Genomic DNA, 13,451 nt, shown 5'->3' with positions numbered 1-13,451 from the left:
CAGCAATGTGCATTGCGCGCGGCAAGGCTTCTCGTTCAGTCTGAATTGAACCGATTCAGTCTGGATTTTCCATGCCTTTGCCGATCCTTGCGCTTGCCATTGCGTCCTTCTGCATCGGCACCACCGAATTCGTCATCATGGGCCTGTTGCCGGAGGTTGCGGCCGATCTCGGCGTGTCGATCCCCTCGGCCGGCCTGCTGGTCACCGGCTATGCGCTGGGCGTCGTCTTCGGCGCACCCATCGTCGCCATGGCCACCGCGCATCTGCCGCGCAAGCCAGTGCTGGTCGCGCTGACGGCGATGTTCGTCGTCGGCAATCTGCTCTGCGCCATTGCGCCCAATTACTGGCTTCTGATGGCCGCGCGCGTCTTCACCGCGTTCGGTCATGGCGCCTTTTTCGGCATTGGTTCCGTCGTTGCCGCCAGCCTGGTGCCGCGCAACAAGCGCGCCAGCGCCATGGCGATGATGTTCGCGGGATTGACGCTCTCCAACATTCTCGGCGTTCCTGCCGGCACCGCGCTTGGCGAAGCCTTCGGCTGGCGCTCCACCTTCTTTGCCGTCGTTGGCATCGGCCTGATCTCTGTTGCGGCCATCGCCTGGCTGGTGCCATCCAATGTCGCCGAACCGAGCGGCGGCGGCCTGCGCAGCGAACTGCGCGTGCTGGGCAAGCTGCAAGTCTGGCTCGCCATGCTGATCGCCTCGCTGGCCTCGGCCAGCCTGTTTGCCGTCTTCACCTACATCAAGCCCTACCTTGCCGATGTCTCCGGCCTGTCGACCTCCGCGGTCACCTGGGTGCTGCTGCTGTTCGGCGCCGGCATGACCATCGGCAACATCATCGGCGGCCGGCTGGCCGACTGGAAATTGATGCCGACGGTGATCGGCACGCTGCTTTTGATGGCGGTTCTGTTTGTCGGCTTCATGCAGTTCGGCGCTATCGCCAGCGTCGCCATCGGCGTCGTCTTCTTGTGGGGACTGCTGATCTTCGTCGTCGTGCCGCCGCTGCAGATCCGCGTCGTCGAAGCGGCTTCGGAAGGGCCGAACCTCGCCGCCACGCTCAACCAGGGCGCATTCAATATCGGCAATGCCAGCGGCGCCTGGATCGGCGGCGTGGCTCTGTCGGCCGGCGTTTCCTATGCTCATTTGCCGCTGGTCGGCGCGGTGCTGGCCCTGCTGGCGGTCAGCGTAGCCGTTGTCTCGCAGGCGCTCGAAGGATCGGCGCCGATAGCGACGGTTCCGGCCGCCGCCGAATAATTCCATTGCGCCCATGGCGGCGCGAACTGGACCAATCGACAGCCCTTCGGCAAAAGTGCATGTGTTCTGCCTCTTATCCTGGAGGCATCCCATGCAGAAATCGATCGAACGCATCGCCGGCGATACCGAAGGCGTTTCCTACGAATTCCCGGTGTTCCGCTTCGCCAGCGCCGACAAGGCAGCACCTTCGGCCTACCTGCAGGCAGCACTCCACGCCGGTGAATTGCCTGGTGTCGTCGCCATCGACGCGCTGATCCCGGCGCTGAACAAGGCCGAAGCGGAAGGCCGCATCAAGGGCAGCATCACGGTCGTGCCCTGGGCCAATCCGATCGGCCGCGCGCAATATCATTTCGGCGAGCACCAGGGCCGCTTTCATCTCGGCACCCGCAACAATTTCAACCGCGGCTTTCCGTTGCTCGCAGCACCGGACGCCAAGCTTTTGCCCGACACCACGCTTGGCACCCCCGACCAGCGATTGAAGACCCGTCTGGTGCAGCTGTCGCTCGGCCACGACATCGTGCTCGACCTGCATTGCGACGACGAGGGCCTTGCCTATCTCTACGTCCACGCCAGCCTGTGGCCGGCGATGGCCGATTGCGCCGCCGCCATGGGTATCGACGCCGTGGTGTTGTGGAGCGAGGACACCGACGGCACCTTCGAGGGCGCCACGATCATGCCCTACCAGAACGTCCCCGCCAACGTGGCGAAGCTCGACCGCCGCGTTGCCACCACGGTAGAATACCGTGGCATGCTGGATGTCGACGGCACGCTGGCAAATTCCGATGCCGCAGGCCTCTACCGGCTGCTGGTGGCGCGCGGCGTCATCGCCGACACCGCCCTTCCCGAACCCGGCCCGTTCAAGGGCCTCGTCGCGCCGCTCGAAAACATCGACATGATGCCGGCGCCCCGGGCCGGTGCCATCCTCTACGACGTCAGGCCCGGCGACCGCGTCGCCAAGGGCGCGCGCCTCGCCACCATCGTCCACACACCGGGCGAGGCCGGCGGCCGCACCGAAGTGCTGGCGCCGCAGGACGGCGTCATCCTGACCCGCCGCTCACGCCGCATCATCCGCGCCGGCGAGGATCTCTTGAAGCTGGTCGGCGACAAGAAGAGCGCCGACGCGAGGTCAGGCACGCTGGAGGACTGAGCTAACCCGAAATCGCCAGCCGCGCCTTGGCCTCCAGCCATTCGGCCATTTGCCGGTACGGCACCGGGCCGTGGCTGACACGGGCAACACCAAGCTCGGCCAGGCGCTGGCGCGGCGGCACATGCGCCAGCGCGATGATGTTGACCGGCAATGCCGTCGCCTTGCACAGCGCCTCGATCAGACCCTCGTAGCCGAGTCCCGGCGCAAAGAAGCCGCTCGCTCCTGCCTTTTCATAAGCGTGCGCCCGCTCGATGGCCTGGTCGAGCAGCACGCTGTCATGCGCATCCGTCTTGGCCTTGAGGAAAATGTCGGTACGGGCGTTGATGTAGGCGGGAATGCCGGAAGCCTTCACCGCCGCCGCTGCCGCCTCGATCCGCTTCACCTGTATGGCGATGTCGTGCAGGCCGGCGCCGCCGACGATCTGGTCCTCGAAATTGAAACCGATGGCGCCGGCCTGCAGGGCACGTGTGACCGTCTGGGCGACAGTCTCCGGCTCGACGCCGTAGCCGCCTTCGAGGTCCATGGTCACCGGCAGGTCGACTGCCGCCACGATGCGCTTGATGTTGTCCAGCGCTAGCTCCAGCGGAATTTTCTCGCCATCGGCATAACCAAAAGCAGCCGCGACCGGCCAGCTTCCGGTGGCGATCGCCTTGGCGCCCGCCCTCTCGACGATCTTGGCCGAGCCCGGATCCCAGGCATTGTAGAGAACGATCGGGTTGCCCTTGACATGAAGGGCATGGAACGTGCGTGCGCGCTCGATCTGCTCGGTCATTGCTGTCTTCCCGTCTTTCCGATGTTGGACGAACAGTCTAGGCAGGACCCCAAGCCTTGGCGATGTGCCATGGGTTGCGGAAGCGGCGGCCACAAACAGGCCTTTCAAACCTGTTGCGCATCCGGCTTTTCGCCGCTATGGATTTCGCCCATGAACATGCGCTCGATCAAGACCATTTGGTGGTGGGCTCGCTGACAGCGGCCTGTTCGAACGCGTGCGCGTGAAAATAGAGGGTGGCCGCAACGGAATGTCCGGGCGGCCATTTGTTTTTTCAAAGCCATTCCCGGGTCCGTTGCCCCAACAAGCCATATGGAGACGGCAATGACGATGAAGGCTCTGGAAGACGGCGCGGAAAGCTTCGTGACCGCAGGTGGTGTCACCATCACCCGCGAACGCCACGACAAGCCTTACGCCGGTGCGATCGATGCCTATGTCGATGGCTTGAACTCGCGCCGTGGTGCGGTGTTTTCCTCGAATTACGAATATCCGGGCCGCTACACACGCTGGGATACGGCCATCATCGATCCGCCGCTGGTGATTTCCGCGCGTGGCCGCGCCATGCGCATCGAGGCGCTGAATGGCCGTGGCGAAGTGCTGCTGCCGGTGATCGGCAAGACGCTGGCCGGCGTTGCCGAGGTGACGATTGCTGAAACCTCGAAAAAGCTGATCCGCCTCGATGTCGCCAAGCCCGGCCGCGTCTTCACCGAGGAAGAGCGCAGCCGCGTCCCCTCTGTGTTTACTGTGCTGCGCGCCATCACCGCTCTGTTCAAGACCGACGAAGACGCCAATCTCGGCCTTTACGGCGCCTTCGGTTACGACCTCGCCTTCCAGTTCGATCCAGTCGACTACAAGCTTGAGCGCAAACAGAGCCAGCGCGATCTCGTGCTGTTCCTGCCTGACGAGATCCTGGTCGTCGACCATTATTCGACCAAGGCCTGGACCGACCGCTACGATTATTCCGGCGACGGTTTTTCAACCGAGGGGCTGCCGCGCGACGAAATTGCCGAACCGTTCAAGACCGCCGACCGCATCCCGCCGCGCGGCGACCATGAGCCGGGCGAATATGCCAATCTGGTGCGCAAGGCGATGGACAGTTTCAAGCGCGGCGACCTGTTCGAGGTCGTGCCCGGGCAGATGTTCTACGAACGCTGCGAGACGCAGCCTTCCGAAATCTCGCGCAAGCTGAAGTCGATCAACCCGTCGCCCTATTCCTTCTTCATCAATCTCGGCGAAAACGAGTATCTGATCGGCGCCTCGCCCGAAATGTTCGTGCGCGTCAACGGCCGCCGCGTAGAGACCTGCCCGATCTCCGGCACCATCAAACGCGGCGACGACGCCATTTCCGACAGCGAGCAGATCCTGAAGCTGCTCAATTCCAAGAAGGATGAATCCGAGCTGACCATGTGCTCGGACGTCGACCGCAACGACAAGTCAAGGGTCTGCGATCCGGGCTCGGTGCGCGTCATCGGCCGCCGCCAGATCGAGATGTATTCACGCCTGATCCACACCGTCGATCACATCGAAGGGCGCCTGCGCGAAGGCATGGATGCCTTCGACGCCTTCCTGTCGCATGCCTGGGCAGTCACCGTCACCGGCGCGCCGAAACTGTGGGCCATGCGCTTCATCGAGCAGAACGAAAAGAGCCCGCGAGCCTGGTATGGCGGCGCCATCGGCATGGTCAATTTCAACGGCGACATGAACACCGGCCTGACGCTCCGCACCATCCGCATCAAGGACGGCATTGCCGAGGTGCGCGCAGGCGCCACGTTGCTCTTCGACAGCATCCCCGAGGAAGAAGAAGCCGAAACCGAACTGAAGGCATCCGCCATGCTCTCCGCCATTCGCGACGCCAAATTGGGCAATGCCGCAGGCGCCGAACGCACCACCGCGCGCGTCGGCGACGGCGTCAACATCCTGCTCGTCGACCACGAAGACTCCTTTGTCCACACACTGGCCAACTATTTCCGCCAGACCGGTGCCAATGTCTCGACCGTGCGTTCGCCGGTGCCGGAAGAAGTCTTCGAACGGCTGAAGCCCGATCTCGTCGTGCTGTCGCCCGGACCGGGCACGCCGAAGGATTTCGACTGCGCCGCGACCATCAAGAACGCCCGCGCCCGCGACCTGCCGATCTTCGGTGTCTGCCTTGGCCTGCAGGCGCTGGCCGAGGCCTATGGCGGCGAACTCAGGCAGTTGCACGTGCCGATGCACGGCAAGCCGTCGCGCATCCGCGTCTCCAAGCCCGGAATCATCTTCTCCGGCCTGCCCAAGGAAGTGACCGTCGGCCGCTACCACTCGATCTTTGCCGATCCGGTGCGGCTGCCCGACGATTTCATCGTCACCGCCGAGACCGAGGATGGCATCATCATGGCCTTCGAACACCGCAAGGAGCCGATCGCCGCCGTCCAGTTCCATCCGGAATCGATTATGACGCTCGGCCACAATGCCGGCATGCGCATCATCGAAAACATCGTTGCGCATCTGCCGCGCAAGGCCAAGGAAAAGGCCGCTTAGAAACGATGGCGGCAACGGACGACATGGCGGCGATCGCAGCGAAGGCGGAGGCAAGGCAAAGGATTGCCCGCCTTGCCTTCTGGTCGATTGTCATCGCCTGCGTCGTGCTCGCGCTCAAGCTTGCCGCATGGTACGTCACCGGCTCCGTTGCGCTCTATTCGGATGCGCTGGAGTCGATCGTCAACGTCATAGCCTCGGCCGCCGCCTATTGGGCGGTCCTGGTCAGCTACAAGCCGGCCGACCAGGACCATCCGTTCGGCCACCACAAGGCCGAGTATTTTTCGGCGGTGCTGGAAGGCGTGCTGATCGTGCTCGCCGCGCTTTTGATCCTCAACGAGGTCTGGCGCTCCTGGCAGACGCCGACCCCGCTCGAACAACCCTGGGAGGGCTTGGCGATCAACGGCGTCGCCACCGTCATCAACGCCTTTTGGGCCTGGACGCTGATCCGCGCCGGGCGCAGCGCAAAATCACCGGCGCTGGTCGCCGACGGCCGGCACATCATGACCGACGTCGTGACCTCGGTCGGCGTCTTCGGCGGCCTCGTCGGCGCTATCCTGACCGGTTGGCAGATCCTCGATCCGGCGCTTGCCGTCATCGTCGCGCTCAACATCCTGTGGCAGGGCTGGCACGTCATCGGCTCGTCGATGAACGGGCTGATGGACCGCGCAGTGGACACGACCGAACACATGCACATTCGCGACATCATCTCGGCCAATTGCAAGGGCGCGCTGGAGGTTCATGACCTCAAGACCCGCATAGCCGGCCGCGCCACCTTCATCGAGTTCCACCTGGTCGTCGACGCCGACATGACGGTCGGCGCCAGCCACGTCATTTGCGACCGCATCGAGGACGCGCTGAAGGCCGAAATCCCCTCGGTGCGCGTCACCATCCATGTCGAACCGGACGACGAGGCGAAGCTGCCGAAAGGCACGACGGCGGTGCCGTTCGCGTGAGGAAAAACTCAGGGCATCATCCTCGGGCGAGGATCTGCCGACCTCGCCGGATCGATCGCGCCATTACCGCCATGTGGGGTAGCCCGCCAATGGCTACATCCAGGCGTTGATTGCCTCCAAATCGGGCAGCGCCTGCTGCTCAAACGCGCGCCAGCTCGGCCTCGGCAAAACCGTAATCAGGCGAAAATCCATACTCGGCAAGCGAAGTCCGATCCAAGGTAGCACCTCGCTTGCGACCGGCTCATCATGTGTCGGTCGAGATGTCATCCCATTCCTGCCCCATATACCCAATCAGCCAATTGAGCGCGTAATGACGTTCGACAACCACGCCTGGTTCCAATCCCGCCGGCGCGGCTTTCCCATTCACCCGCGCATCCACCACAGCCCAATCGTACTGATAGATCAGATCGGCAGCATCGAGAAGGTCGCTTTGCGGGCGCAAATTGGCCCGCTTGAGCAGCCCTTCCGTGTCGAGGTCACGCAAAATCGAAACCAATTGTGACACATCGCAAGGCTTGTCTGGACGCCCAAGGTTTTTGAAGACTTGCAACGCCCACAACATTACGAAAGCCCCTTCATAGCGCCAGCTAAAATTTGCGCGATCTTGCTCGGTTGCAACGGGGTTACCGACAAACGCTTGCTCTTTGGGCGTAAAAAACCCTTCGGCTCCAAACTGGCTGATCAAGTTGCTTAAAAGATTTCGATCATTGGTCTCCGCTGTGACGGCCACGATCACCAGTGCGATGGCGCGTTTAACCACCTCGTCCTTCGTTCGTCGCCGACTTTCGGCTGCGGTTTCGATCGTCGGCAAATGGTCGATGAACGGCACGCCCTCCTTCTTCAACTGTGCTGTTGAGGCCGCCTTGCGAGCCTCAGCCTCGCCTTCAGCGTTGGCGGAACCGATGAAAGCCAAGGAAGTCAGAAAACCAAGAAAGCTGCGACGCATCATATTCATTTCCAAATGGCTGCTAAAGTGACTAAGGCGCACACGCCGACTGCGGCATGGCCTCCAACCGGTAAACCTTGTCGTCCGACTTCGTCTTGCCATCCGCCGTCTTCGAGCACAAATCGACGATCGCCAGGCTGCTGTTGGGATTGGCGAGCATCATGGTGCCGTTGGCGCCGCGCTTGAGGTAGATTTCCTTTTGGCTGATGTCGCACGAGAAATCGCTCATCTTCGCGCTGGCCGCACAACGCCACTGGTCCGCTTCGCCCTGGCAGGAATAGGTCTGCGTGACCTTGGCGCCGTTCTTCCTGGTGGTCACCGAAACCGCGATGTCTGCGCCGTCGGGCCAATTTGTGACATCGCCGCCTGAGGCGAAGGAGGCAAGCTCGACCGGTCCGCGGAAGACCCGGATCGACTGCGTCAGCTGGTCGGGATGAGAGCTCAGGTGCGCGGCATCGTAATCGCGTCCGAAGCAGAAAGGCTGGTCCGGCTTCAGCCGCTCGCGCAACGGCGCACCCAGCGCCGGATCGATCGGGTCGATCTTGGCGAACTCAGCCTGGCAGGTTGCGGCCGGCATCGGGTCGAGGCGGAAATTATCGTCCTCCGAGCCCAGCGCCTGCCGGTCATATTCGGCTTCGCCCAGTTCGTCTTCCGATCCGGCGTCGAGATAGAGATCGGACGAGACGTCGGTGAGGATCAGGCGGCCTTTGTCATCGAGCTTCAGCGACGCCATGGTGCGGTCGCAGTCCATGCCGCAGCGGATCGGACCTGACTTGCCGTCCTCGGACTCGTGATTGCACCAGCCGCCGGCCCATTGCGGCGCCTTGGCGCCGCGCACCATGGTGGTGAGAAAACCGTTGTAGGAGGTGTCGGCGTTTGCCATCGGCTCCTCGTTCGGATGGCTCACCGGATCATGGCCATAGAGGAAGAAGATCCGCGCCACCTTCTGCTTTGGATGCGCCTTGAGGTGCGCCGCATCATAGACGCGGCCGAAACAGGCATCGGCGCCATTCGGGCTGAGTTCGGGTAATTTAAGCACATCGTCGGCCGCGGCCGAACCCGCAAGCGCGCCGAGCAGCACGGCGCCAAATCCAGCGCTGGCAACAACCTTCCACTTCCTGAACGCCATGTGACCCCCTCCTCGCATCGACAGGACGTAACGTGAATTTATGCTAGTATCATGGCCGCAGCCACGCAATTTGCGGGGAGCGCCAAGCCGAGAGGATGCCATGCGTCGACGCGACATGTTCCGGGCCAGCCTTGCCGGTGCCGCCGGCCTGTTCGGGCTGAGCCGGGCCGCCGCCGCTGAAGACAGACCGAAGGTCGCCTATCACCTCAGCGACCTCGATAAGGTCAACTTCGTGCTCGGCAACATCAACAACCACTATGAAGGCACCGGCGGCAATGTCGACATCGTGTTGGTCGTGCATGGTCCGGCCCTCGCCGGCTTCAAGTCGAAAGGCATATCGGCGGCGATCTCGGGACGCTTTGCCGGCCTTGTCCAACAGGGCCTTGAGCCGCATGCCTGCGGCAACACCATGCAAGGCATGGAGATCACGCTTGCCGACCTGCTCGAGGGCTTCCACGCCGCCGACAAGGGCGGCGTCGTCAAGCTCGCCGAACTGCAGCGCCAGGGCTACGCCTATCTCCGGCCCTGAGCCGCCACGGGCTTGAACGTGAAGGCCATGAGAGCCTACGAAGGGTGGCCAAACAGCCCGAAGGAAAGTGCTCATGACCGCGACCACCCTCGTCATCCCCGATCTTGCCGGCAAAGCGGTGCTGGTCACCGGCGCTTCGACCGGCATAGGTGCGGCCCTCGCGCTCGCCTATGCCGCGCAGAAATGCCGTGTCGCGCTGCACTACAATTCGAGCCGCGAGGCGGCCGAGACGCTGGCCAAGACCATCTGCGATGACGGCGGCGAGGTGTTTCTAACCCAGGGCGACTTCTCGCAGGCCGCGGATGTCGAGCGTGTCGTCGAGGAGAGCGCAGAGCATTTCGGCCGGCTCGACGGGCTGGTCAACAATGCCGGCGGCATGCTTGGCCGCGTACCTTATGCGGAGCAGACCGAGGCGCACTACGACGCGGTGATGGACCTCAACGCCCGCTCTGTGCTGACGGCCTCGCGCAAGGCGATGCCATGGCTGAAGAAGCAGGGCGGCTTCATCGTCAACACCTCGTCGATCGCGGCGCGCAATGGCGCTGGCGGCGGCGCCGGGCTGTACGGTTCGGCCAAGGCCTTTGTCTCCAATGTGACGCGCGGCATGGCCAAGGAACTGATCGGCTTCGGCATCCGCGTCAACGCGGTGGCGCCGGGCACCATCGCGACACCCTTCCATGAGCGCTATTCCACCGACGAGCAGATGAAGGGCATGGTCGCCACCATTCCTCAAGGGCGTGCCGGCACGGCCGAAGACTGCGTCGGCGCTTATCTGTTTCTGTCCTCCGATCTTTTGAGCGGCTACATCACCGGTCAGGTCATCGAGGTGAACGGTGGCCAGTTGATGCCGTGAGCCGGCAATTGCATACTGCGTCTCGAAACCATGCATGTCGTGCGCACGTTTGCTGAGGTTGGAAGAAAGGGGAGAGGCAATGTACGGATTGATCGGAAAGATGCGGGTGGCGCGCGGCCAGCGCGACGCGATCATGGATGTGCTGCTCGCCTCGACCGGCGCCATGCCGGGTTGCCTGAGTTATGTCATCGCCCGCGACCCGGCCGATGCCGACGCGATCTGGGTGACCGAAGTGTGGACCGACGCCGCAAGCCACAAGGCTTCGCTGCAGCTGCCGGAGGTCCAGGCAGCGATCGCCAAGGCCCGGCCGATCATCGCCGGCTTCGAATTCCAGGTCGAGACCCATCCGGCCGGCGGTTTCGGCCTGCCCGCCATCAAAAACGAGTGACATCCCAACGCGGGGTCGGGGTCGTGAATTTCTTCCGAGACAGCGTTCGCATTTTTCTCTTCCAGGTCTAAGACCCAAACATGGACTCTTCGCCAGACCAACCGGCCGTCGAACGCATGGCGGGCATGCGTCCGGTTCGGCAGTGGCTGGTGCTGCTGATCGTCTCGCTGCTGTTCGCCGGCGCGCTGGAATACGCCGCACTGCCGGCGGCGCTGCTGATCGGCCCGATGCTGGCGGCGATCCTTGCCGGCACCAATGGCGCCACGGTGCGCGTGCCGCGGCCGCTGTTCGCCGCCGCCCAGGCCTTGGTCGGCTGTCTGGTCGCGGCGTCGATCTCCACCGACATTTTTTCGGTGTTCTACAAGGAATGGCCGCTGGTCCTTGTCGTGGTGCTGGCGACCCTTGCGGCGTCCAGCCTGCTTGGCTGGTTGATCAGCCGCTGGCGCATCCTGCCCGGCACCACCGCGGTCTGGGGCTCGTCGCCGGGTGCTGCCACTGCCATGGTGCTGATGGCCGGTGCCTTCGGCGCCGATCAGCGCCTCGTCGCCTTCATGCAGTATCTGCGCGTCATCTTCGTCTCGATGACGGCAGCACTCGTCGCCAAGATGTGGGTCGACACTTCGGGCATCGAGGTACCAGCCATCGTCTGGTTCCCGCCGATCGAACCGGCAGCCTTTGCCGCCACGCTCGGCGTGGCGCTGGTCGGCGCCCTGCTCGGCCGGTTGTGCCGGCTGCCGTCACCCTTCTTCCTCGGCACCTTCATCATCGGCACCATCGTCCATCTCGGCTTCGGCGTGGCGATGCAATTGCCGCCATGGCTGCTGGCGCTCTCCTATGCGATGGTCGGCTGGTCGATAGGGCTGAATTTTACCCGGGCGATCCTGCGTCATGCGACACGGGCGCTGCCGCAGATCGTCGGCTCTATCGTCGTGCTGATCGCCTTTTGCGGCGGGCTAGGCTGGCTGATCAGCCACGTCCTTGGTATCGATCCGCTGACCGCCTATCTCGCGACCAGCCCCGGCGGCATGGACAGCGTCGCCATCATTGCCGCCGCCGCCCAGAACGTCGACATATCCTTCGTCATGGCCTTGCAGTCGGCCCGCTTCCTGGTCGTGCTCATCGCCGGGCCGAGCATAGCGCGGCTGGTGGCGAGAGCCGTCAGGGACTGAGATTCAAATATGCAGGGAAGAGGAAAAGTGCCCATGAACCGTCGTGTGAATGCCGTCGATCTCTCGAGCCGGGTCGCCGTGGTGACCGGCGGCGCGCAAGGCATCGGCCTTGCCGTCGCCCGGCGACTGCTGTCATCGGGCGCCAGCGTCGCCATTTGGGATGTGGACGAGACCGCCATGGCGAAGGCCGTTTCCGAACTCGCCCCGCTCGGCCGGGTCGAGGGTTTGCTGTGCGATCAATCGCTGATGGAGGCCGTCGACAGCGCCGCGACGGAAACCGAGCGCTCGCTTGGTCCGGTCGATCTGCTGGTAAACAATGCCGGCATCGCCGGACCGGCAGCGACGGTGGCGGATTATGATCCTGCCGCCTGGCGCCAGATAATCGACATCGACCTCAACGGCGTCTTCTACTGCTGCAAGCGCCTGGTGCCCGGCATGATCGCGCGCAGCTACGGCCGCATCGTCAACATCGCCTCGGTCGCAGGCAAGGAAGGCAATCCGAATGCCGCCGCCTATTCCGCCGCCAAGGCCGGCGTGCTCGCGCTGACAAAATCGCTCGGTAAGGAACTGGCTGGCCACGACATCGCCGTCAATGCGCTGACCCCATCGCCCGCCCGCACCCGCATCCTCGAACAGCTCACCGAGGCCCAGGTCGCCTATATGCTGGGCAAGGTGCCGCGAGGCCGGTTCGTCGAAGTCGAAGAGGCGGCTGCGATGATCGCCTTCATGCTATCGGACGAAAATTCCTTCACCACCGGCGCAACGTTCGATCTCTCCGGCGGCCGCGCCACCTACTGAGAAGCGCCGCTGTTCCTTGCTGTCGCCGTCCCTGTCGGCCGCGAAGGACTAATTCAAGAGCCGCTCAGCGTCGCGGCAAGCCGGTCGGGAAGAAAGTCGACGAAGGCGCGAACCTTTGGCGACAAATGGCGATTGGACGGCCAAAGCAACCGGAACTGGCCGCGGCCATCGACATGGTCGTCCAGTACCGTGCGCAGCAAGCCGTCACGCAGCGCCTCGCGGACCAGGAAATCGGGCATCGAGCTGATGCCGAGCCCGGCCATCGTGGCGCCCTTCAGCGCCTCCGTGTTGTTGCAGGTCAGCATCGAGCGGACCTGCGGCTCGGCGCTGCCGCCGATGAACGGCCAGCCTTGCAGCTTGCCGCTGTTGGGAAAGCGGAAGCGGATGCCGTAATGGTTCACGAGATCGTCCGGGCCGCTCGGGTTGCCGTGCTGCTCGATATAGGAGGGTGCCGCACACAACAGCAGCCGGAAGGGTGCAAGCGGCCGCGCCACCAGGCGCGAATCCGGCAGGTCGCCGCTGCGGATCGCGATGTCGACGCCTTCGTCGATGAGGTCGACGAGGCGGTCGTTAAAGTCGATGTCGAGTTCGATTTCGGGATAGCGCGCCATGAACTCCGACAGCACCGGGAACAGCAAATGATAGGTCACGATCGGCGTCGAAACGCGCAGCCGCCCATGCGGTGTTTCGCGGCTCCGCGACAGCATCGCCTCGGCATCGTCGATGTCGTCGAGGATGCGCCGCACCCGCTCGTTGAACAGCTTGCCCTCTTCGGTCAACCCGATGCGGCGCGTGCTGCGCTGAAGCAACCTTACGCCGAGATCCTGCTCGAGCCTGGCGACGCTCTTGCCGACGGCCGATGCCGAGATGCCGAGCGTGCGGCCCGCAGCGATGAAGCTGCCAAACTCAGCCGTGCGGGCAAAGGCCAGGAGCCCATTGAGGCGTTCCACCGCATCTCTCCATTCGAGCGTTTCAGTCCGGTATATCTGGAGATTTAACACTATTT

The 13,451-nt window shown here is 63.6% G+C and carries 13 protein-coding genes; 9 read left to right on the top strand and 4 right to left on the bottom strand.

The window, feature by feature from the left end; translation table 11 throughout:
• The first annotated feature begins 71 nt into the window (after positions 1-71).
• Both NKI61_RS02325 and NKI61_RS02320 read left to right on the top strand, forming a co-directional pair.
• Positions 72-1,250: an MFS transporter gene (locus NKI61_RS02325; RefSeq protein ID WP_352838776.1), complete on the top strand. Its 1,179-nt coding sequence runs from the start codon at positions 72-74 to the stop codon at positions 1,248-1,250.
• A 91-nt stretch (positions 1,251-1,341) separates the two neighbouring features.
• On the top strand, positions 1,342-2,397 hold the full coding sequence (locus tag NKI61_RS02320; RefSeq protein ID WP_352838775.1) for a M14 family metallopeptidase: 1,056 nt from the start codon (positions 1,342-1,344) through the stop codon (positions 2,395-2,397).
• A 1-nt stretch (position 2,398) separates the two neighbouring features.
• Here the strand turns inward: NKI61_RS02320 and NKI61_RS02315 are convergent, their stop codons facing one another.
• Positions 2,399-3,169, bottom strand: coding sequence for an isocitrate lyase/PEP mutase family protein (locus tag NKI61_RS02315; protein ID WP_352510453.1), 771 nt, complete (start codon positions 3,167-3,169; stop codon positions 2,399-2,401).
• 321 nt (positions 3,170-3,490) lie between these two features.
• Between NKI61_RS02315 and NKI61_RS02310 the strand changes: the two genes are divergently transcribed.
• Together NKI61_RS02310 and NKI61_RS02305 are read left to right on the top strand one after the other, a co-directional pair.
• A complete protein-coding gene (locus tag NKI61_RS02310; protein WP_352838774.1) occupies positions 3,491-5,680 on the top strand; it encodes an anthranilate synthase in 2,190 nt (729 codons plus the stop codon).
• 5 nt (positions 5,681-5,685) lie between these two features.
• Positions 5,686-6,633 (top strand): cation diffusion facilitator family transporter, encoded by a 948-nt coding sequence (locus NKI61_RS02305; protein WP_352838773.1) that lies wholly within the window; start codon positions 5,686-5,688, stop codon positions 6,631-6,633.
• Positions 6,634-6,877: 244 nt separating this feature from the next.
• On the opposite strand, the gene NKI61_RS02300 is transcribed toward NKI61_RS02305, so the two are convergent.
• A complete protein-coding gene (locus tag NKI61_RS02300) occupies positions 6,878-7,582 on the bottom strand; it encodes a DUF4272 domain-containing protein (protein WP_352838772.1) in 705 nt (234 codons plus the stop codon).
• A 28-nt stretch (positions 7,583-7,610) separates the two neighbouring features.
• A complete protein-coding gene (locus tag NKI61_RS02295) occupies positions 7,611-8,708 on the bottom strand; it encodes a hypothetical protein (RefSeq protein WP_352838771.1) in 1,098 nt (365 codons plus the stop codon).
• Between the two features lie 100 nt (positions 8,709-8,808).
• Between NKI61_RS02295 and NKI61_RS02290 the strand changes: the two genes are divergently transcribed.
• The 5 genes from NKI61_RS02290 (at position 8,809) to NKI61_RS02270 (ending at position 12,445) form a co-directional block, all read left to right on the top strand.
• Complete coding sequence (locus NKI61_RS02290) at positions 8,809-9,237, top strand: DsrE family protein (RefSeq protein WP_023669972.1); 429 nt, start codon at positions 8,809-8,811, stop codon at positions 9,235-9,237.
• Between the two features lie 73 nt (positions 9,238-9,310).
• On the top strand, positions 9,311-10,090 hold the full coding sequence (locus NKI61_RS02285) for an SDR family NAD(P)-dependent oxidoreductase (RefSeq protein WP_352838770.1): 780 nt from the start codon (positions 9,311-9,313) through the stop codon (positions 10,088-10,090).
• A 79-nt stretch (positions 10,091-10,169) separates the two neighbouring features.
• Positions 10,170-10,478, top strand: coding sequence for a putative quinol monooxygenase (locus NKI61_RS02280; protein WP_352838769.1), 309 nt, complete (start codon positions 10,170-10,172; stop codon positions 10,476-10,478).
• Positions 10,479-10,558: 80 nt separating this feature from the next.
• A complete protein-coding gene (locus NKI61_RS02275; protein ID WP_352838768.1) occupies positions 10,559-11,647 on the top strand; it encodes an AbrB family transcriptional regulator in 1,089 nt (362 codons plus the stop codon).
• A 45-nt stretch (positions 11,648-11,692) separates the two neighbouring features.
• Positions 11,693-12,445 carry an SDR family NAD(P)-dependent oxidoreductase gene (locus NKI61_RS02270; protein ID WP_352838793.1) on the top strand — a complete coding sequence of 251 codons (753 nt, stop codon included), beginning with the start codon at positions 11,693-11,695 and terminating at the stop codon, positions 12,443-12,445.
• A 53-nt stretch (positions 12,446-12,498) separates the two neighbouring features.
• On the opposite strand, the gene NKI61_RS02265 is transcribed toward NKI61_RS02270, so the two are convergent.
• Positions 12,499-13,395 (bottom strand): LysR family transcriptional regulator, encoded by an 897-nt coding sequence (locus NKI61_RS02265; protein ID WP_352838767.1) that lies wholly within the window; start codon positions 13,393-13,395, stop codon positions 12,499-12,501.
• Positions 13,396-13,451 lie beyond the last annotated feature (56 nt).

The organism is Mesorhizobium sp. M0514 (assembly GCF_040321145.1).
Lineage (GTDB): Bacteria > Pseudomonadota > Alphaproteobacteria > Rhizobiales > Rhizobiaceae > Mesorhizobium.
This window is presented reverse-complemented; position numbering and strand designations above follow the sequence as displayed.

Excerpts from the sequence above, each read along its gene's own strand:
- NKI61_RS02305 (WP_352838773.1), top strand. The coding sequence starts at position 5,686 with ATGGCGGCAACGGACGACATGGCGGCGATCGCAGCGAAGGCGGAGGCA.
- NKI61_RS02295 (WP_352838771.1), bottom strand. The coding sequence starts at position 8,708 with ATGGCGTTCAGGAAGTGGAAGGTTGTTGCCAGCGCTGGATTTGGCGCC.
- NKI61_RS02320 (WP_352838775.1), top strand. The coding sequence starts at position 1,342 with ATGCAGAAATCGATCGAACGCATCGCCGGCGATACCGAAGGCGTTTCC.
- NKI61_RS02275 (WP_352838768.1), top strand. The coding sequence starts at position 10,559 with ATGGACTCTTCGCCAGACCAACCGGCCGTCGAACGCATGGCGGGCATG.
- NKI61_RS02285 (WP_352838770.1), top strand. The coding sequence starts at position 9,311 with ATGACCGCGACCACCCTCGTCATCCCCGATCTTGCCGGCAAAGCGGTG.
- NKI61_RS02310 (WP_352838774.1), top strand. The coding sequence starts at position 3,491 with ATGACGATGAAGGCTCTGGAAGACGGCGCGGAAAGCTTCGTGACCGCA.
- NKI61_RS02300 (WP_352838772.1), bottom strand. The coding sequence starts at position 7,582 with ATGATGCGTCGCAGCTTTCTTGGTTTTCTGACTTCCTTGGCTTTCATC.
- NKI61_RS02325 (WP_352838776.1), top strand. The coding sequence starts at position 72 with ATGCCTTTGCCGATCCTTGCGCTTGCCATTGCGTCCTTCTGCATCGGC.
- NKI61_RS02315 (WP_352510453.1), bottom strand. The coding sequence starts at position 3,169 with ATGACCGAGCAGATCGAGCGCGCACGCACGTTCCATGCCCTTCATGTC.
- NKI61_RS02290 (WP_023669972.1), top strand. The coding sequence starts at position 8,809 with ATGCGTCGACGCGACATGTTCCGGGCCAGCCTTGCCGGTGCCGCCGGC.
- NKI61_RS02280 (WP_352838769.1), top strand. The coding sequence starts at position 10,170 with ATGTACGGATTGATCGGAAAGATGCGGGTGGCGCGCGGCCAGCGCGAC.